Source organism: Mucilaginibacter sp. (genome assembly GCF_041660805.1).
Lineage (GTDB): Bacteria > Bacteroidota > Bacteroidia > Sphingobacteriales > Sphingobacteriaceae > Mucilaginibacter.
Map to the genome: position 1 here is coordinate 86,227 of NZ_JBAZVP010000007.1, position 19,250 is coordinate 105,476.

Here is a 19,250-nt window from a genome sequence, read left to right on the forward strand (position 1 = left end):
CATTAGTAAAGGTTGCCAGCGCTGTTTTTATTTATAATGGTAGGCAACTCCCACGCATCTGGCGGCGTATTTATTAATGTGATGGTGATGTATTGTGATTGATAGTAAGTTTATGGGTTATCCCCTCCCAAACGGTTTACATGGTGATGGTTTTATCCATCACCATGAAGGGGATTTTTAAAGATCAAGATTAAGGAAGCAAGTGCATGAGCAAAGTATTATTGTTTAACCCTAAAAGCGCAGAGAATAAGTACCGGATACCTAATTCTATTTTAAATATTGCTGCCTCTATTGAAGGCAAGTATGAATGGATTATTGTTGACGGGAATTGCGAAGCCGATCCAATAAAAAAAATAGAACAATACCTTAACACGGGTGAGGTTAAATATCTCGGATTTACAGTAATGCCCGGCCCGCAGTTAAAACAGGCCATTACCATAGCAAAGTTTGTAAAGCAAAAGTTCCCTCATACCAAAATGATATGGGGCGGATATTTTCCCTCGAACCAACCTAACGCGGTGCTGTTTTCCGGCTATGTAGATTTTATTATTAACGGCCCTGGCGATCACGCTTTTCCACAACTAATAGATGCGCTGGAAACAGGCGCGCCATTTGAGTTTATCAAAAATTTGATTTACCAGGCGCCCGATGGCAGAATAACCAAAACAATTAAAGAAGATCTGATAGACCAGGATTCGTTACCTGCTTTGCCTTATGATAAGCTGGCCAATTTTTATCCCATCACCAAATATTTGGGTAAAACCTATCTGGGAAAAAAAACAATGGCTTATCATTCAAGCATAGGTTGCCCGTTCACCTGCTCATTTTGTGCTGTAGTGCCAATTTATGAAGCCAGGTGGAAAGCAAAATCTGCCCAAACAGTTTATAACGATGTAAAATACATTAAGGATAAATGGGGTGCTGATGCTATTGAATTTCATGATAACAACTTCTTCGTATCTGAAAAGCGCGCGGTTGAGTTTGCAAGGCTTATTAAACCCGAAAACATGACCTGGTGGGGAATGGCGCGTATTGATACCATGCATAAATTTAAGGATTCGTCTTTAGCAGCCATACGTGAATCGGGATGCAAGATCATATTCTTTGGCGCAGAGAGTGGCAATAACGCCATTTTGGAACAAATGGACAAAGGCGGCACCCAAACCGGAGAGCAGATCATAGAGTTTGCGGAACGGTTGAAGAAGTTTGACATTATCCCCGAATATTCATTTGTATTGGGCACCCCTGCACCAACACCGCAACAAGTGCAGGCACAAATAGATTTTGAGATAAATTTTATTAAAAAAATAAAGGTGGTTAATCCTAAAACCGAAATAGTAATTTATGTATATAGCCCGGTGCCTACCGAAGGATCTGAACTATTTAAACAAGTGTTAGCGAGCGGCTTTAAGTTTCCTGAAACATTGGAGGACTGGATAAGCCCTGCATGGGAAAATTTTGACCTGCACAAGAACCCGCTTACTCCCTGGCTTACACCCGAAATGATTGATAAGATAAGGAACTTTGAGACAGTACTTAACGGAGTTTACCCTACAGTTACAGATATAAGGTTGAATGCGCTTAAACGGATGGCCATAAAGTTGGTAGCCAATTTCCGATACAAGGTAAACCTTTATCAATACCCTTACGAGATAAAGCTATTGCAAAAGGTTTGGCGCTACAGGCAACCAGAGATACAAGGTTTTTAACTGATATCAGCTTGATCATGACCTTAAATAATACCGCCATATTACCAGTAGAAAGTCCCATCCGGGACTTTGAGCGGCTGTACATTACCTTAAGGAAGCAGGAGCAAAGGCTTTATACTGATGAACAGGTAACGCAGTTGCCAAATATTGATGCCTTGCATGTACACTACAACGAATGGAAGATCAGGAAACACTCGGCAAATAGGTTAATTGGCTATCTCAGTAAAAAGAAACGTGCTTTAAATATCCTGGAGATTGGTTGCGGCAATGGCTGGTTATCGGCACAATTAGCAAAAATAAAAGGCGCTAATGTAATTGGGCAGGATATAAATCGTGTAGAAATAGATCAGGCTAAAAGAGTGTTTCACAAAAATAACCTGCAGTTTTTTTGTGAAGATTTTAATGCCGAACGATTTAAAGATCTGCGTTTTGATGTTATCATATTCGCTGCTTCAGTTCAATACTTTCCATCGCTAAAACAGATACTTAACCATGCTTTGAATTGCCTGTCTGCTGGTGGAGAAATTCACTTAATAGATACAAACTTTTATAATCATTCAAATATAGATAGCGCTAAAGAACGTACGCTTGTTTATTATACAAAAATGGGCTGCCCGGAATTGGCCGCTTATTATTTTCATCACCTGTTGGACGATCTGAAAGGATTTGATCACCAAATACTGGCTAATCCTAATACTATCATAAACAAGTTGCTAAAAGGTAATCCGTTTTACTGGATCAGCATAAAGAAGAAATAAAATGGCATCGCAAAGCTTATATCATACCTACAAGCGTTACCGCACCCTGCAAACAAGCAGGATATATGCGCTGCCTATAGTTATTTTAATGCCTCATAGCGCCTGTAACTGTCGCTGTGTAATGTGTGATATTTGGAAGGACAATAAAAATTTAAAGCAGCTAACCGAGCATGATATTACTGGTTTGCTTACTGCCCTTAAAAAGTTTGATACTAAACAAGTGGTAATGTCTGGCGGGGAAGCTTTGCTAAATGCCAACTTCTTTCAATTATGCCGCATCCTTAAAAAGCAACATATAAAAATCACGCTCCTTTCAACAGGATTGTCATTAGAACGGAACGCTTTACAGATCCTGGAGCATGTTGATGACCTGATCGTATCCTTAGATGGCGACCAGCCACTGCACGATGCCATCCGTGATATTCCGGGGGCATTTAATAAATTGAAGAACGGGGTAGAGTACATCCGTTCAATAAACCCAGATTACAGGATTACCGCGCGTACGGTTATCCACCGGTTAAATTTCAGGAACTGGCAGGCTATTATTGAAGCAGCAAGGGGAATGGGAATAAACCAGGTAAGCTTTTTACCTGCAGATGTAAGCAGCCATGCATTTAACCGCCAAACCGCCTGGAGCGAACCAAAACAGCATGAGATATTGCCCTCAGAGAATGAACTGGCAGAACTGCAGGAGGGAATAAACCGGATAATTGCAAACAAGGCCGATTTTACAAACCACTTTATCGCTGAATCGCAGGGGAAGATCCAGGATATCTATCATTATTATGCTGCATTTTATGGGCGGAATGATTTTCCGTTTAAGAAATGTAATGCGCCTTGGGTATCTGCTGTGATTGAGGCCGATGGTAGCGTAAGGCCGTGTTTTTTTCATGAGGCAATAGGCAATATCCGCGATAATGAATTTGCTGATATTTTAAACAGTGAAAAGGCGATAACTTTCCGAAAAGAACTAAACATGGGTACTAATGCTACCTGTGTAAAATGTGTATGCTCATTGAATTTGTCGCCGTTAACTAACTTGAATTAACGTATGAACAATATACTGTTTACGCATTCCTACTTTTTACGTTTCGACCCTAAGCAATGGTCGTTGGGGCAACCCTATGCGCCTTTGGGTACTATATATGCAGCCGCGTTGATGAGGCAGGAGGGATACAATGTAGCCTTGTTTGACACCATGTTTGTAAGCGACCCCAATGAAGTGATACCAGCAATAGAAGCACATCAGCCCAATTTTTTTGTGATATATGATGATGGCTTTAACTACCTCACTAAAATGTGCCTCACAAATATGCGCGAAGCTGCATTTAAAATGTGCAAGCTGGCCAGGGCACGTGGTTGTACGGTAATTGTTTCCAGTTCCGACTCTACCGACCGGTACGCAGAATACCTTGCAGAAGGAGCTGATTTTGTAATATTGGGTGAAGCAGAGCACACGCTTTTAGAATTAACCAACCATATTAAAAATGGTGGAACTGATTTTAATAGTATAATGGGCCTGGCTTACATGGGCGAGCAAAAGATAATAAAAACGCTTGCCCGGCCGGTTTTAAAAGATCTGGACAGCTTGCCCTTACCTGCATGGGATCTGGTAGATATTGATACTTACAAACAGACCTGGCTAAAGCATGCCGGGTATTTCTCTATTAATATTGGCACTACACGTGGATGCCCATTTAAATGTAATTGGTGTGCCAAGCCTATTTATGGCAACAGATATAATTCCCGAAGTCCGCAGCATGTTGTTGGTGAAATAAGGCTGTTAAAGCAAAATTATAATATAGATCATATTTGGTTCTGTGACGATATATTCGGCTTAAAGCCCGGTTGGGTGCTCGAATTTTCCCAGCTGTTACAGCAGGAGAAAATAGGCATACGGTTTAAAATACAATCACGGGCTGATTTGCTAACCGAGGAAGAATTGGTAAAAGCACTTGCCCAATCAGGTTGTGAAAACGTTTGGATAGGTGCGGAAAGCGGTTCACAAAAAGTATTGGATGCGATGGATAAGGGCATCACGATTCAACAAATACATACCGCTACAGGCCTGATGAAAAAACATGATATCAAGCCTTCTTTCTTTATCCAGTTTGGATACCCGGGCGAAACAAAAGAAGATATCAGATTAACTATTGATATGATCAATAAATTGCTGCCCTTTGAGATTGGGATATCCGTCTCCTATCCATTACCAGGAACAGGTTTTTATGAAAAGGTAAAAGCAGAACTGAAAAAGAAAACCAATTGGACGGACTCCGACGAGATGGCTTTAATGTTTACCAATACCTTCCCCGCACCTTACTATAAACAGTTGCATAGCTATGTGCACCAAAATTATCACAAGCATCTGGCTAAAAATAGTTTGGTAAAGCTGGTGACTAACCCTTTTTCTGTTACTAAAGGCAGCCTGAAAAAAGCACTGTCCGTGTTTTATTATACGCCGCTCACTTATATAGAAAAACTAAAGTTAAACAGTTTAGAAAGGGCGATATAATGGAAACAGCCGCAAACCTGAACGAGCAATTTGCCGAAACAGCCTTCAGCAGGCAGTCGGGTGTTTTTGATGCGTTGTATTCTGATAATACCATTATCAATTACAAACGTAAAAGGGTGCGTGAGCATATACTAAGATCCCTTAAACCAGGCAACCATATATTAGAGCTAAACAGCGGGACCGGTGAGGATGCCCTATTTTTTGCCCGGCAAGGTTTCAAAGTACATGCAACAGATATCTCAAAAGGCATGCAAAATGAGTTGAAGCAAAAAGCAGTTCAAAACGGAATGCAGCAAATGATAAGTACCGAGATATGCTCTTACACCCAATTGCAACAATTGAAGAAAAAGGGCCCGTACGACCTTATCTTCTCTAATTTTGCAGGATTAAATTGTACCGGCGAACTGGATAAAGTGCTGAACTCATTTTCGGACTTACTGAATCCCGGTGGAATGGTCACGTTAGTGATACTACCCAAGTTTTGCTTATGGGAAACGCTGTTATTATTTAAAGGGAAGTTTAGAACAGCTTTCCGCAGATTTTTTAGCGGAGGTGGCAGGGCAGCGCATGTAGAAGGTGTGCATTTTAAATGCTGGTACTACAATTCAACCTATATTAAAAAACATTTAAAGGCGGGGTTTGATATAATAAATACCGAAGGTTTGTGTACAATAGTCCCACCATCATATATAGAAGGTTTCGCTGAAAAGCATCCTATCGCTTACAGGTGTTTAGTATATGCCGAGGAGAAATTGAAGAGCGCCTGGCCCTGGAGAAATATTGGTGACTATTATATCATCAGCTTAAAAAAGAAGGATTGATCACTGGGCAATCTTATCCTCAGTTTCATGGAAAAGTGAGTTCAACTTGTATTGATATCTGTTGATGAGCCGGGTTTGAAAGTTCACCGGATCGGGTTTCGCGCAATGCTTGCTGGCTGCCATTCCCATTACGGTACCCCTCATGTTCAGCTTTTTCATTAAAGTTTTTTTATGCCACCTGTTAGCAGTTATTTTCATTAAAGTATCATCGAGCCAGTTACCGGTGCGATTGTTAAATAAACTTTCAATCCAGCTTTTAATCAAGTGTTTTCTCAATGGTTTAGCAGTGGACAAGCGTAATGTTCTGTTAGGTAATAAACCACGTGTCCAAACATTTGCTGCATAAAATTGCTCAAATACTGTGTCGCCCTCTAATGGTATTAGTGTATCAATTTCAATGGCTGTATAAATATTTTTTTCAACTATCTGCAGTTGTTGCTCATCAATGTAATAGTTCATACAGTAGTGATGCTGCTTGTTAATTAAAAAGGTAAGCTTTTTAAAGCAATGCATTATGGTACGAGCTATCCAAAGGCGGTTTTTTTCGGTAATGATGAACAGGTCGATATCAGATTTATCATCCGCGTAGCATTTTGATAGTGACCCGGAGATACCCACGCCCCGTACGTACGGAAACTTGATAAGCAATCGACCAACATCCCTGGCTTTATTTATAAGCTCGGCGGCTTTTGCGTTCCCTTTATTACGCCTTGTAGCAATGTTAGGATCGTTTTTAAGCGAATAAAATTTATCAAACTGAAATATTGTGCTGCTGCTGATCAGGCAATTAACCGCATCGTTAAAGTCGCTTTGACAGTATTTATTTTCAAGGAATAAAAATATCTCGCCGTATGTTAAGGGATAATCAAACATATCAAAATAGGCGAGTGCGGCTAATATATTTCTTTTGATCTTTAACAACGGAATAGTTTTTTGATATACTTTATTTTGTGCTGTTTGTATATAATGATGACGAGACAAAAGCCTTTTTGGTTGCCTGTGTTAAAATTATTTACGTAGCTATTTTTTCATTTAAATCGTTGTTTTTCAAGTTGTAAGAAAAAATGAATAATGAAAAAAACATGGCATAAAAGAATACACCCTTATCCACATCAAGATAATTTTCAGAGAACGAAACAGCTGTTATGATCACCATAAAGCTGAAGAGCAGCAGATCGTTCTTTGATAGGGCCATCCTGAAACCAAAGAATAGTATTACGAGATAAACGAGCACGCCCCAAATTCCTGTCTTTATAAAAAAACTAATGAACTGGTTATGGGCGTTTAGCCCATGCAGGTATGACCGGTAAAATTTATGCTGAAAGAAGCGTTCTTTTAACAACTGGATCTCTGAACCTGAGCCGTGCCCAATCAAAGGTGCTTGTGCGGCAAGCTGTAAAGCAACTTCCCAGCGGGCAAGTCGCGGGTCGGTTAGTTCATTGGCGGATGCTTTGCTCAAATCTTTTTTCAGGTCGGTTATGTAATGTTTTTTGAAATTACCCATGCTATAAATGCCCGCTATTATCAATACTGATATTGAAGCAGCCACGGTTATATATTTAATTCTGGCCCTACCGGTTAACAAAAAGTAGGGTAACGCCACATTTAGAATTATCAGCAAGCCCGCAAATACTGATTTTGAACTTAATTGAAGAATGCCTGCCATAAGTACAGCACTGCAAAACAAGTAAAGTATTTTTGCGGTTGTTGCCGTCTCTTTAACTAAAGCATATAGTAAGTAAACAAGCGCCACCGCTATCTGCATAGAAAAAAAGGTGGCGTGTATATCAATCGGTTCCGAAAAATTGTGGTTGGTAAAAGCAGATGAAAACACAGTCGATACCGGGAAGTGATAATATTTAATGGTGATGAACACCTGGAGATACAAGTATAAAATGGTAGCGGTACAGCCCAATGCAAATACCAGTAAAAGATTATTTCTGTATTTTTTAAGATCGAGCGTATTCAGGCAAAAGATAATTGGAACAAGCAGTATAACAACCTGCCGCGACCATTCATTAAAGGCCTGGGTTTTATTGATAGTATAAAGTGTGCCTATCACTGTCACAAAAAACACCGATTGCAACATTAAATTAGTAAGCGTAAATACCGGTTTTATATCCTTCTTATTTAAGTTTATAAGGGTATGAATGGCTAAGCTTATCAATATCAGGTGGCTGTAAAACCTATCAAAAGGTAAGCTTAACAACAACAGCATCACATGAAAATAGCTTACCTTATTGGCTGTACTATCGGTTATGAGGAATAACTTTTTCATAAACGTTCTTTTGATGGCACTCCAGTATAAATTCCTCGTATTCGTCAATTATCCTGTCCCAATTAAACTGAAATTGAATTTTATGCAGGTTGTTCTTCACCATAGTTTTCTCCATGTCATGGCGCTGAACGTTCTCAACCAGATCGCGCACTTCGGTGGAATTGTTAAAGTAAAAGGCATCCGTATTTAGTACCGATTTATTAAAAGGATTATTATGCGCGGCAATCAGCGCTTCGCTTGCCATGGCTTCTAACAATGATGGGTTGGTACCGCCCACACTATGCCCGTGAAAGTACAGGTAGGAGTTATTTTGCAATGATCGCACTGCCGAATTGTCAAAAATGGCCCCCTTAAATTGAATACGATTGTCCCGCTCAAATTTATTAGTGATGAACTTGCCGAAACGGTTACCGGTATCGCCCAAAACCTTAAAGCTTTTTTTAGAGTTACTGTTGCTAAAACCTTCTAAAATGGCCTCAATATTATTTTCGGGCTCCATACGGGCCATTAATAAAAAGTAGTCCTCTTTTAATACTTCGGTTTTATCAAGCTGTTCCCTTTCGTGATCAGAGAATAAGTCAGCACCATACGGAATATATCTGCTTGTAATATTGTACTTATCCTTCAAATAAAGTTTTATTACCCTTGAATCTGATATATAAAACTGACTATGTTTTACTGCAAGCTTTTCTGCATAGCGTAAAAAGCGTTGAACGGGCTTAGAATATTTAGAGCGTTTCCATTCCAGTCCATCCATATTGGTAATAATGGCGCTGTTTTTTGGGTACAGGTTCCCCCATACCGAACTGCTGGTGTAGCCCATCAAAATCAATACATCAAAATTTCTTTTGCGGGCATCCATAAGGCAGTTAAAATCATAAGCAAACTGCCCGGCTGTGCCTACCAAATATTCCGGGTCGTAACAATGCACAATTTCAACCCCGTTCCAGTCATCGGCAGTATAGGGATGATTATGGGAGTTGTAAACTGTAACAGAGTGTCCTTTTTTAACCAGCCCTTCTGATACATATTCAGAAATATGCTCAAAGCCGCCATAATAATTAGGGATGCCCCGCGTGCCTAAAATTGCTATTTTTAGTTTCATGAGTTATAATTTGATTGTATCAGGTTGTAAAATATATTGCTGCTTTTTTCCCAGTTGTATTGCTGCTGTACCTGTTTGGCCACTTTTGCAGTAAAGGAATCGGACGGGGGGGAGTGGATCATGAGTGAAAGTTTCCGTTCCAGGTCCTTTTCATTAACCGGATCAAACATGTATGGTTCAAAAAAATGAAAGCTTTGCATGGCCGTTGCTGACGAACACAGCACCGGGGCTTTGCAAATAGCGGCCTCTAACGGAGGTATACCAAATCCTTCTGCCTTTGATGGATAAACAAACAATCTGCATGCCCGGTAAAAAGCTGCAAGATCTGGCTGGTCTACCTGCTTAATCCAATAAAATAGTTTTTTTTGCTCATCACTTAACCCTTTTATCAATTGAGTTAAGGCCGGAATTTTAATAGATTCTTTACCAATAAAAACCAGGGCGATTCCCCGTTTATAGAGTTCAAGCTTTAAGTATTTGTTAAATAACAGCAATTGGTTCTTCCGCGGCTCAACCCGGCTGGTATAAAGGATGAAATTTCGTACGCCAAACTTTTGCGCTACTATTTCAACCGCTTCTTTTTTTGAGCTGTGGAACTGGGTTAGGGTATCATTTACCCCGTTTTGAATAACGTGTAAGTCAGTCTCTGGTATGTTGTAATAGCTGCAAATGCGTTGCTGTGAATAAACTGATACGGTGGTTTTAATATGCGCGCGCTTAATGCTGTTGCCAAAAAGTAAATTCCGGCTAATACGGTACAGGTAAGAAAAATCCTGCTTAAAATCATTAAACAATACATCATGCATTGTAACCACATACTTACAGCCGGGACTGTTTTTTGGGGCGACATACTGGAAATGTGCAAAATTAAATTGGTGTTTTTTGATGAGTGCGGGTATGTCAAAAACAAAACGCAGCAGGCCTATGCCTCTTTTTTTGTAAGGTAGAATATTGGCCTTAGGCAGATCTGGAAATATGGTGCTGATGTTGGCCGTATTGCTTGCACCAAAATAAATATCCAGATCGGGGTGGTCTGCAAGTAACCGGGTATACAGCTCGCGGATAAACGTTTGTGCACCCTGAAATTCTTTATCAAAAACGTGGGCATCAACAAATATTTTAATTTTATTAGTTGCCATAGGTTAACCCCTCACTGGTTAATAATGGTGCAGAAAGCTTTACTTTATTTGGCTTGTAATTGGGTTTGGTTGAGTGGTAAAAACTGCGGACCGCTTTTTCGGGCAAAAAAGATAATACAAGTAAAAAGTAATTCTTTATATGAAACGGACTGATAGATAAAGTCTTCAGCAGATTCTTTCTTGCCTTCACTGGCTGGTAATTATTCCATAAATATTTTTTACCCAACAAGGCATAATAAGCACCTTCTTTTATCCTTGATGAATGCTGCTGCTTACCTATTTGCCTTAATCTGATACCGTCGGCTTCGGTAATGGTCAGTTTATTAAGCGTGGCATATTTTATTTTACGGAAGGTATTAGTGCGCCATTTTTCATCAATGGTGATTGATTCGGGGTTCCACCTCACTTTTATAAGTGACTGCTGCAGGTTACAAGCCTTTTCATGTTTAAGGATATTAGCCCAAAGAAAATGATCCTCAAAGGTGTAGGCATGTTCGTTATAACCTCCAGCGTTTAATACTACATCTTTTTTATAAAATACACCCGAATGGATGAACGGGCAGGTTTTATAACCTAACTGTTGAATTTCATTATTACTATGCGCCGCCGGCTGGTAAGTGAAGACATACTCACCATTCACATCAGCATAATCACAAGCGGAGCCTATGATTGAGTAATCAGGGTGCGCAGTTATAAAATCATATTGCACCTGCAGCCTGTTTGGGTAGCAAACATCATCAGCATCAAAACGGGCTATATATGGGGCGCGGGCATGGTTTAAGCCATTATTTAAAGCAATTGCAATTCCTTTGTTATCCTGATTAATTACTCTGATACGGGCGTCGGTAAAAGAGTTAATAACATCAAGCGTATCATCCGTTGAGCCATCGTTTATTATCAATAATTCAAAATCAGTAAAGGTTTGCTCAAGCACCGAACTGATAGCCTCGTGAATATACTTACCCGTATTATAGGCAGGCATTAAAACGGTGATCTTTGGGTTAAGCATGTTGCAGGCCCTCCAAATTGTTCTCACTTGTTTCTTTAATATTGAGCAGCATTATCAATTCAAAAAATATTAAGATAGATAATTGTTCAAACCAGTAATCAATAAACAACACGGCCATTACAAGCAGGAGGACTGGTATTCCATAAGTGAGCTTTTGATAGTGGCGGGCAAAAAACCACAGATAACAAACTGCAAATGCGAGTAGGCCCAGTAAACCATATTCGGCCCATAGCTGGTCATAAACAGAAAACGGACTGTTAGTTAAAGAATGATACCCCGTGTTTTTACTAAAAAAATTCAGGTACAGATCCAGGTGGTTAAGCATAAATTCCCGGTTGATGTAAGTATATTTTTTCGGAAAGCCACCTGCAAAACCCAGCCCGGTTGCGCGAAATGCCAGTTTGGATGAGAAGTTGCCTATACCATCGCCCAATAAGATCTTACCCGGATTTTGAAGCATGAATTTACCTGTTTGCAGCAAGCCTATAGCTTTACCCGGTAATGTTGGCACAGGAATGTTTTTTGCAGAAAAAGGGAGTAAACTTTTATGATGATCAATAAATGTGATAAGCGGGTGTTGCGCCGCCAACGGAACTTTTATGCTTTGATATGATGCCGAATGGATGTTAGCCTGAGGGATCAGTATCCGGCCCTCATCGGTTTTTACAATCGTTTCATCAACCGGTTTGGGTTTGCCTCCGTTTTCTTTCAGGTATGCTGCATGGCTCAGGCTATCCAGGTAAAGGGTTGCTATTTTTTCTTTATGCTGATCTGGGGTGAGTACAGAATCGGGCCGGTCAACAATAGGGATTTCTTTTACCTGTGCCTGAATATGATGCTTAGGATATTTCTCGAATATATTGGTAAGCGTTTCATCAACATACTGGTTGTTTTGAGGTGAGATCTTTGCCATAAAAACAACCAGCATCATCAAGCAAATAATTATCATGCTTTTTTGCTCGCGGGTACTTTTAAAGGCGAACATAATTGCCATAATCAGCAATAAAACAATGTTAAGGATGTTGCTTCCGCTTAGTATTAAAGTAGCCATGCAAACCAACAGCATAACCGATTTTTTTCTTACCAAAAAGTAGATCACGCCAATAGCATTGATAACAGCATTGGTTGTAGAGGTATCAAACGTTACACCCTTAATATAGTCGCCGGTACTTATAAAGTATTTTTGATATTGGCCCTGATATAGATATGGGTTAACAGCACCGGTTTCCCAAACGATGCTTAACAGATTTAAGGCAGAGCATATTGAATTGATTATAAAAAACACCAAGAGCGTACGATGCAGGGTTTCGGTGGTTTGTTTTTCAACCGATAGTTTTACCTGGTGAATGGCCAGGATACACAATAGCCAAAAGAATATGCCCGTTAAAAAAACAATAATGTAATTGGTATTTTGATAGCCCTGGTTAATGACAAAGCCTGTAAGTGCCAATACGATTATAAGCAAATAAAAAAGTGGTAATCTTGAATTTTTTAGCCCGAAGCCAAATTTAAAATCGAACTGTAATAAGTAGACAAGTGCTATAGCAGGGATCTTAATAGCGAGCTTTACATTTAAAAATAGCAGTAGCAGAACCAACAGTTTCCAGTCGGCGTAATTTTTCCACTTTTTAATATTGAAACTTGCAAGGCTAATAGCCATACCTTATTTATTGTTTTAATTATCGGGATAAATAAGCTGTAAAGCGGTGGTTACCAGAATTGAAATCTTCCCCCTCTCATCTCTAAAAACAATACGGGCTGAAAATTGGAATGGTTGCCTTCAACAGATGGATTATACAGATAATTATACGGCAAGTAGTTTGCGAATACCTTTAATATCAGCAAGCCGGATTTGAATGGTGAGAAATAGGAGTACAAAGAATAAAATTACTGCAATGCCTAATGATAGGTAGTAGTTTAAAATGTATGTTTTTGCCAAAATGAGGCTTAGTACAGCGCACACTGTACAAACAAATAAGTTCAACAAAATGCCATTAAAGCCAGCTATTTGAGTTTTATATAAATAGAATATCCCCTGTACTATACTTGCTATTAAGAAGGCCGCGGCCGCGCCCTCATTCTTAAAAAAGGGGATCAGTAAAATATCCAAACCAACGTTTACTATTAGGGTAATTATAAACCCGGTCAGGATCATTTTTGTGCGGCCCAATGCGAAGTTTATTGTCCACAAAAAATTATTTAGATATAAAAAGGGGATGCAAAGAGTAAGGATGAATGTCGTATTTACATTAACAGTGCCATATTTGCCTGCTGTTAACGCATCAATAACCGGTACCCAAAGTATGTTTAGTAATAATATTGTTAAGGCGGCGATGATCATTTCGGCTTTGAGTAGGAGGTTGAGATTGCTGGTATCGGTAACCGTATGTTTAAATAGTTTGGTAAACCAGGGCAATAATATAGGGGCAATAGCGAGTAAAGGCAGGGTTGACATTTCAAATACCTTATAAGCAAAACTATATTCAGCCAATTTAATAGCCGATACCATAAAGCCAATAAATATCCAATCGAACCGGGCCATCGCCGATGTGATTAATGCAACACCCATTTGTGGCAAGGCTTCGCGTAGTAAAGCTATATAAGCTATTTTGTTATAGCTAACACTTACCGGTACCTGGGTAGAGCGTTTAAACAGCCAAATACAAAAGGCCAGTTCAAGTATATCACCTGCAATAAATATAATGATAGTGGTTTGCAGGGATAAGATGTGGAGTAAAACAAGAACCGTTAAAGCTATGCCGCGTACCACGTTGGATACGATCAGCATAAAAGCCAAGGTCCTGAACTGCTCCAATCCGCTGACTAATTGCTTAAATGGCGTTGAAAAATAGATCATTAATTTACCTAAACCTATTAATAGCAAGAGAGGGTACAATCCGTTTTGCAGGTTAAAGAAAAAGCTCCCGGTCAACAATACACCGTAAAACAGAATACCGGTTATTAATACATGGAACAGGTAAAGCGAGAGTATAGAATGAGACGGATATCCTGAAGCTATTTTGCGTATAGCAACATGGTCAATACCCAAACTTAGTAAGTTAAAAACTACCAGTAATATAGCCAGGGCCAGGTTAAGTTGCCCAAAGCTATTTTTATCAAGCCCGGAAGATAAGATGTAAAAAATAACCAGGCCCGATAACTGATTAATTACTAATTGTATAGTATTAGCCGATAGATTTTTGAGCAGGTTGTTTTTCAATTGGTTAATTCAACAATTAAATTATTACTCTTTACCTGCGAGTTATCGGCAATGAATTCGCCCTTCTCACATAACTTCAGGTAGGCATATTTTAATCGGGTGTTTTTATAAATCATTAGGGCAATGTTAAATCCTTCAGCCCCATCCAAAAAACCTAAGCGGAACAGATAGTTTTTTACAAAGCCAAAAGCGGCTGAGAAATACAGTTTAGAAAAAGTAGCTTTTTTCCCGCTTATCATATACTGTTTTGCACTTAAGCGGGCATAATGAATGGCTTTGCTATTGCATTCATTAATATTTTGCACCGAGTAATGGTTAATGTTTCCGGTTAGTTTTTTTATTTGGATATCAGCAGGTAGGATCAGTGTTTCATGTACCTCCGGTTCTGACCATTTTACAAGGGTGCGGTTAAATAAACGGAGATGATGGTCTCGCCCCCAACTGCCATGGCGTATCAGCTTCTTTCCAAAGAACGATCTGAATTTAATGTCGTAAACAATATTAGGATCACGCAGGTCAAGATCATACAGGGCCAGTACCAGTTCCATATCAGGTACTTCATCGGCATCAATACTTAATATCCAGTTATAACGGGCCAGTTCAATCCCCTTGTTTTTATTGGCACCATACCCGCCCCAGTTTTTATGATAGAACCGGCAGCCATATTGCTTCACAATATTTAATGTTTCATCTGTACTGCCATTATCAACTATTACAATATCATCAGTAATTAATAATGCCATCTCAAGGCAGTGGGCAATTAATGCAGCTTCGTTTTTGGTAATAATAACTATAGAGACAGGTACCATTGGAGAATTGTATTTGCGTTATCTAACATCCGGTTTTACAAATGCGTTTATTAGGTATATCGTTCAATTATGCTTTAAGGTTGCCTCCCATACAAGATATGGCCAAAATAATTTCGATGGATAATTAATGAGCTGGAACTGTTTAAGCAAAGAGTTGTGTTATATATTTAATTCAATTAACTTCATTGTTAAAGATTGCTAATGTTGGTAAATTTAAAATGCTGATTTACAGAGTATTGGTAAATATGTAATTTTTTATTGTTAGGGCAGGCAACCTTTAATAGGTAAATAACGTGATGCTTAAAGAAAGGGCTGGTTTGTAGGTAAATTAATGATTTTATACCCCATATGGGCGAAGAAGAACTACATCAACTGATTGATGGCTGTGTAAAACAGGATAGAAAATCACAAAAGATGCTATATAAAGCATTTTATGGATTTTCTATGGGGATATGCTTGCGTTATGCTAGTAACCGGAGCGAAGCTGCCGAGGTCATGAACCAGGGTTTTTTTAAAGTTTTTAATCATATAGACAGGTTTGATACACAAAGGCCATTTAAAGCATGGCTTGGCCGTATTATGATGAATGTGTCTATTGATTATTACCGGGCCAATTTAAAAATGGCCTATACTGAAGACCTGGACAAAGCCGAACATTTAACGGATGGCGAACTGGTTGACAGAAATTTAAATTACGAAGATCTGCTGGCAATGGTACAACAGCTGCCGCAGGCTTACCGTACGGTATTTAATCTTTTTGCTATTGACGGGTACTCACATGAGGAAATTGGCGATATGCTGAACATTAGCGCGGGTACATCAAAATCAAATTTGCACAAAGCACGACAAAAATTAAAGTACATGATATTAAAAGCAGATGAAGCTGCTAACAACAATACAAATTATAATAGGGGTATGGATTATAATTCAATAGTGGCTATGTGCGGCTCGGATATAAAAAATGCCTTTTTTAGTAATGGTATAAGAAAATGAAGAACGAGCAGGATAAAGATAAAATAGATGACATTTTTAAAAAGCGACTGGAAGACCCTGCCCGTCAGTTTTCTTATAACGATGAGGATTGGGATGCTCTCGAGCAAATGCTTGATAAAGATAAAAAGCCCCGTCGTATTATGTGGTTGCCTATTATAAGCAGCATTGCCGCAATGCTATTATTAATATTTGGATGGTGGTTTTTTAAACCCGCGGTAGTTGTTAATAAACCGGTAAAACAGCAGGTTGCTGTAAAACAGGTGCCTAACGCCATGCCCGATACTACAGCACGTTCACAACAGCAGGAAGCTGTAAATACAGCACCTGACACAATTAAAGAACATACAAAAAAGCTTCGGGACGCAAACCCGCAGGAAGGGATTGCTCCTAAAACGCAGTTTAATAATTTAGCGAATACAGATACAGGCAAGCCCGGTAAAAATAACGGGTTAATATTTAACCCACCGGCTAATGCAGGCAATGCGCAAGGCAAAACTATAAATGATTCATCACCTGCTTTAGCGAAAGTTAATCCTCCGGCTGTAACAAAAAATGCTTCTCCGGATACATCAGGTAAGAGAGGGGTTATTACAAAGGATAATGATACACAGCAAATTGCAGCGAACGCAGCCCCAGAAAAAGCGGTAACAGCAGCACCCGAAACAAATAAGGCACCTAAAAAGAAAATTACGAAGTCGTTTGCCGGTCGCCCTCAGTTTGCCATTGGTGTTATAGCGTCGTCAGATCTGAATGGCGTAAATTCATTTGGAAGCGAAAGCAAGCTGGGCAGCAATTTTGGGGTACAACTTTCTGTAGGGATCAAAAAATTCACTATATCAACCGGTGCTATATATTCAATAAAACCTTACGCCACCGGCTTTCAAAATTACACAACTGCTTACAACTTTAAGGAGGATCCAATAAGTGTAACCGCAGATTGCCGGATGATTGATATACCTATAAATGTGGGTTACCAGGTTTATAAGAAACAACGCAATAAAATATCAGTTGGTACTGGGTTATCATCTTACTTTATGCTGTACGAAAAGTATAAGTACACGTACAGCACACCAAATGCTGGGCCGCAAAGCTATCAGGTTAAAAACAGTAAAAACTATTTGCTAAGTATAGCTAACGTGAATGTGAATTTTGAACGTCAACTTAATTCAAAGATGAGTTTGAGTGTACAGCCATATATGAAAATCCCGCTTGCGGCGGTTGGATACAGTCAGGTAAGCCTCCAGTCGGCGGGTATTGCTGTAGGGTTTAATTATAATTTTAATTCTTTTTCTAAACCAAAGTAACATGAAGTACATCGGTATTATTTTACTTGCCTGGTTAAGCATCCAAAACCAGGCAAGCCAGGATCTCTATGCCTGTAAAAACGTAAAGATCGACTTGTTCTCAAGTGCGCCAATTGAGGATATCAAAGCCTCAACAACCTCAGGAACATCGGTTTATAATGCAGCCACAGGTGATATTGCCTTCAGTGTAGCCATTAGCTCTTTCCAATTTGCAAAGTCAAGAATGCAAGAGCATTTTAATGAAAATTACATGGAGAGTGATAAATATCCGCGTGCATCCTTTAAAGGAAAAGTACAGGAGCGGATAGATATTACAAAGAATGGCACGTACCCTATTACAGTAACCGGTAATCTTGATGTGCATGGCGTAATACGGCCACGAACCATTCAGGGTACGGTAACAATTGCCAATGGGGCTGTTAGTATGGCATCAGAGTTTATGGTTAAGTGTGTTGATCATAAAATAGATATACCCCAGCTGGTATTTAAAAACATTGCCGAAAGTATTAAAATGAATGTTTCGGCAACCTATACCGCGGCTAAGTAAACCAAAACCTAATAATATATTATCATGAAAAAATTCGCATCATTTTTATTAATAACTGCTATAAGCACAAGCTTATGGGCACAAACCAAGCCGGCAGCAGACACCACAGCAACTGATTCATTAATGAATGCCCTGAATAAAAGTGAGCCAAAAGATGAACCCGTTATAGCCACATTTAAATCTACCCGGTTAATTTTGGGTTCAACCACCGAAACTGTTAAAAAGAACAATCTTAATTTTTTGGTGATCCACCGCTTTGGTGATCTGGCCGGTTCACAGGGTGGGGGCAAAACCTTTTTTGGGTTAGATAACTCAAGCGATATTTACATAGGCTTTGAATATGGTGTAAGCAATAACCTTGATATTTTGTTCGGCCGCAGCAAGTTTGCACAGCAAATAGATCTGGGCTTAAAATATGCAGTGTTACATCAAACTTCTGATAATTCCTCACCTATAGCTATTACCTTGCTGGGTAAGGCCGGCGTTAAGGCCTATACTGATGACATAGCTTTCCCAACCTTTGGCGATAGGTTTGCGTATGTAGGGCAGGCTATTATAGCCCGTAAATTCTCATCGGCTTTTTCGTTACAAATATCGCCAACCTTTGTACGCCATAACTCGGTGTTCCCATATGTATTCGGCAATGAAAAAGATATGTTTGCATTGGGAGTTGCAGGCCGCTTAAAGGTTAACAAGCGCATGGCTATTGTGGTAGATTATGCGCATCCATTCTCATCATTCAGGAACAATGCTACCGGTGCCGATGCTTTTTATGACCCATTGGGTGTAGGATTGGAGATAGAAACCGGCGGACACGTGTTTACCATCGTATTCTCAAATGCCAAAGCAATCAGCGAATCAAGCTATCTGGCTAACACGCAATCTGATTGGGGTAAAGGCCAGTTCCGTTTAGGCTTTACCATTTCAAGGATGTTCAGTTTTAACAAGGATAAAAAAGACAAGAAATATTAATGGCCGGCTTTTTCAATCTACTAATGCTATCAAAGAGAATTTTAAACTGTCAGGTAACAAATCTATCTCAC

The 19,250-nt window shown here is 39.4% G+C and carries 17 protein-coding genes; 9 read left to right on the top strand and 8 right to left on the bottom strand.

Going from position 1 to position 19,250, the window contains the following annotated elements; translation table 11 throughout:
- Positions 1 to 206: 206 nt before the first annotated feature.
- Genes WC743_RS11900 through WC743_RS11920 form a run of 5 tightly spaced genes read left to right on the top strand, consistent with a single transcriptional unit; the run spans position 207 to position 5,803 of the window.
- Positions 207 to 1,709 (top strand): radical SAM protein, encoded by a 1,503-nt coding sequence (locus tag WC743_RS11900; protein WP_373012215.1) that lies wholly within the window; start codon positions 207 to 209, stop codon positions 1,707 to 1,709.
- Positions 1,710 to 1,726: 17 nt separating this feature from the next.
- Positions 1,727 to 2,467, top strand: a complete 741-nt coding sequence (locus WC743_RS11905; protein ID WP_373012216.1) for a class I SAM-dependent methyltransferase — start codon at positions 1,727 to 1,729, stop codon at positions 2,465 to 2,467.
- 1 nt (position 2,468) lies between these two features.
- The gene (locus WC743_RS11910; RefSeq protein WP_373012217.1) at positions 2,469 to 3,515 is read left to right on the top strand and encodes a radical SAM/SPASM domain-containing protein; all 1,047 of its coding nucleotides are present in this window, start codon (positions 2,469 to 2,471) and stop codon (positions 3,513 to 3,515) included.
- A gap of 3 nt (positions 3,516 to 3,518) precedes the next feature.
- On the top strand, positions 3,519 to 4,982 hold the full coding sequence (locus WC743_RS11915) for a radical SAM protein (protein WP_373012218.1): 1,464 nt from the start codon (positions 3,519 to 3,521) through the stop codon (positions 4,980 to 4,982).
- Positions 4,982 to 5,803 (top strand): class I SAM-dependent methyltransferase, encoded by an 822-nt coding sequence (locus WC743_RS11920; protein WP_373012220.1) that lies wholly within the window; start codon positions 4,982 to 4,984, stop codon positions 5,801 to 5,803. Before WC743_RS11915 ends, WC743_RS11920 begins: the two co-directional genes overlap by 1 nt.
- Here WC743_RS11920 and WC743_RS11925 read toward each other — a convergent pair whose 3' ends face one another.
- From WC743_RS11925 to WC743_RS11960, 8 genes are all read right to left on the bottom strand, one after another.
- The gene (locus WC743_RS11925) at positions 5,804 to 6,784 is read right to left on the bottom strand and encodes a hypothetical protein (protein ID WP_373012221.1); all 981 of its coding nucleotides are present in this window, start codon (positions 6,782 to 6,784) and stop codon (positions 5,804 to 5,806) included.
- Positions 6,785 to 6,815: 31 nt separating this feature from the next.
- Positions 6,816 to 8,081, bottom strand: a complete 1,266-nt coding sequence (locus WC743_RS11930) for an O-antigen ligase family protein (protein WP_373012222.1) — start codon at positions 8,079 to 8,081, stop codon at positions 6,816 to 6,818.
- On the bottom strand, positions 8,053 to 9,186 hold the full coding sequence (locus WC743_RS11935; RefSeq protein ID WP_373012223.1) for a DUF1972 domain-containing protein: 1,134 nt from the start codon (positions 9,184 to 9,186) through the stop codon (positions 8,053 to 8,055). The genes WC743_RS11930 and WC743_RS11935 overlap by 29 nt, the downstream gene beginning before the upstream one ends.
- Positions 9,183 to 10,325: a glycosyltransferase family 4 protein gene (locus tag WC743_RS11940; RefSeq protein ID WP_373012224.1), complete on the bottom strand. Its 1,143-nt coding sequence runs from the start codon at positions 10,323 to 10,325 to the stop codon at positions 9,183 to 9,185. Before WC743_RS11940 ends, WC743_RS11935 begins: the two co-directional genes overlap by 4 nt.
- Positions 10,315 to 11,334: a glycosyltransferase gene (locus WC743_RS11945; RefSeq protein ID WP_373012225.1), complete on the bottom strand. Its 1,020-nt coding sequence runs from the start codon at positions 11,332 to 11,334 to the stop codon at positions 10,315 to 10,317. Before WC743_RS11945 ends, WC743_RS11940 begins: the two co-directional genes overlap by 11 nt.
- Positions 11,327 to 12,994 (bottom strand): hypothetical protein, encoded by a 1,668-nt coding sequence (locus WC743_RS11950; RefSeq protein WP_373012226.1) that lies wholly within the window; start codon positions 12,992 to 12,994, stop codon positions 11,327 to 11,329. The genes WC743_RS11945 and WC743_RS11950 overlap by 8 nt, the downstream gene beginning before the upstream one ends.
- Positions 12,995 to 13,138: 144 nt before the next feature.
- A complete protein-coding gene (locus tag WC743_RS11955; RefSeq protein ID WP_373012227.1) occupies positions 13,139 to 14,554 on the bottom strand; it encodes an oligosaccharide flippase family protein in 1,416 nt (471 codons plus the stop codon).
- The gene (locus tag WC743_RS11960; RefSeq protein ID WP_373012228.1) at positions 14,551 to 15,363 is read right to left on the bottom strand and encodes a glycosyltransferase family 2 protein; all 813 of its coding nucleotides are present in this window, start codon (positions 15,361 to 15,363) and stop codon (positions 14,551 to 14,553) included. Before WC743_RS11960 ends, WC743_RS11955 begins: the two co-directional genes overlap by 4 nt.
- Before the next feature lie 348 nt (positions 15,364 to 15,711).
- On the opposite strand from WC743_RS11960, the gene WC743_RS11965 reads away from it, so the two are divergent.
- Genes WC743_RS11965 through WC743_RS11980 form a run of 4 tightly spaced genes read left to right on the top strand, consistent with a single transcriptional unit; the run spans position 15,712 to position 19,179 of the window.
- Positions 15,712 to 16,356 carry an RNA polymerase sigma factor gene (locus tag WC743_RS11965; RefSeq protein WP_373012230.1) on the top strand — a complete coding sequence of 215 codons (645 nt, stop codon included), beginning with the start codon at positions 15,712 to 15,714 and terminating at the stop codon, positions 16,354 to 16,356.
- Entirely contained in the window at positions 16,353 to 17,660 is a 1,308-nt protein-coding gene (locus tag WC743_RS11970; protein ID WP_373012231.1) for a hypothetical protein, read from the top strand. The genes WC743_RS11965 and WC743_RS11970 overlap by 4 nt, the downstream gene beginning before the upstream one ends.
- A 1-nt stretch (position 17,661) precedes the next feature.
- Complete coding sequence (locus WC743_RS11975; protein WP_373012233.1) at positions 17,662 to 18,207, top strand: YceI family protein; 546 nt, start codon at positions 17,662 to 17,664, stop codon at positions 18,205 to 18,207.
- A gap of 24 nt (positions 18,208 to 18,231) precedes the next feature.
- On the top strand, positions 18,232 to 19,179 hold the full coding sequence (locus WC743_RS11980) for a DUF5777 family beta-barrel protein (protein ID WP_373012235.1): 948 nt from the start codon (positions 18,232 to 18,234) through the stop codon (positions 19,177 to 19,179).
- Positions 19,180 to 19,250: the final 71 nt, after the last annotated feature.

Coding starts and splice junctions, on each gene's coding strand:
- WC743_RS11900 (WP_373012215.1), top strand. CDS start 207: ATGAGCAAAGTATTATTGTTTAACCCTAAAAGCGCAGAGAATAAGTAC.
- WC743_RS11905 (WP_373012216.1), top strand. CDS start 1,727: ATGACCTTAAATAATACCGCCATATTACCAGTAGAAAGTCCCATCCGG.
- WC743_RS11910 (WP_373012217.1), top strand. CDS start 2,469: ATGGCATCGCAAAGCTTATATCATACCTACAAGCGTTACCGCACCCTG.
- WC743_RS11915 (WP_373012218.1), top strand. CDS start 3,519: ATGAACAATATACTGTTTACGCATTCCTACTTTTTACGTTTCGACCCT.
- WC743_RS11920 (WP_373012220.1), top strand. CDS start 4,982: ATGGAAACAGCCGCAAACCTGAACGAGCAATTTGCCGAAACAGCCTTC.
- WC743_RS11930 (WP_373012222.1), bottom strand. CDS start 8,081: ATGAAAAAGTTATTCCTCATAACCGATAGTACAGCCAATAAGGTAAGC.
- WC743_RS11935 (WP_373012223.1), bottom strand. CDS start 9,186: ATGAAACTAAAAATAGCAATTTTAGGCACGCGGGGCATCCCTAATTAT.
- WC743_RS11940 (WP_373012224.1), bottom strand. CDS start 10,325: ATGGCAACTAATAAAATTAAAATATTTGTTGATGCCCACGTTTTTGAT.
- WC743_RS11945 (WP_373012225.1), bottom strand. CDS start 11,334: ATGCTTAACCCAAAGATCACCGTTTTAATGCCTGCCTATAATACGGGT.
- WC743_RS11950 (WP_373012226.1), bottom strand. CDS start 12,994: ATGGCTATTAGCCTTGCAAGTTTCAATATTAAAAAGTGGAAAAATTAC.
- WC743_RS11960 (WP_373012228.1), bottom strand. CDS start 15,363: ATGGTACCTGTCTCTATAGTTATTATTACCAAAAACGAAGCTGCATTA.
- WC743_RS11965 (WP_373012230.1), top strand. CDS start 15,712: ATGGGCGAAGAAGAACTACATCAACTGATTGATGGCTGTGTAAAACAG.
- WC743_RS11970 (WP_373012231.1), top strand. CDS start 16,353: ATGAAGAACGAGCAGGATAAAGATAAAATAGATGACATTTTTAAAAAG.
- WC743_RS11975 (WP_373012233.1), top strand. CDS start 17,662: ATGAAGTACATCGGTATTATTTTACTTGCCTGGTTAAGCATCCAAAAC.
- WC743_RS11980 (WP_373012235.1), top strand. CDS start 18,232: ATGAAAAAATTCGCATCATTTTTATTAATAACTGCTATAAGCACAAGC.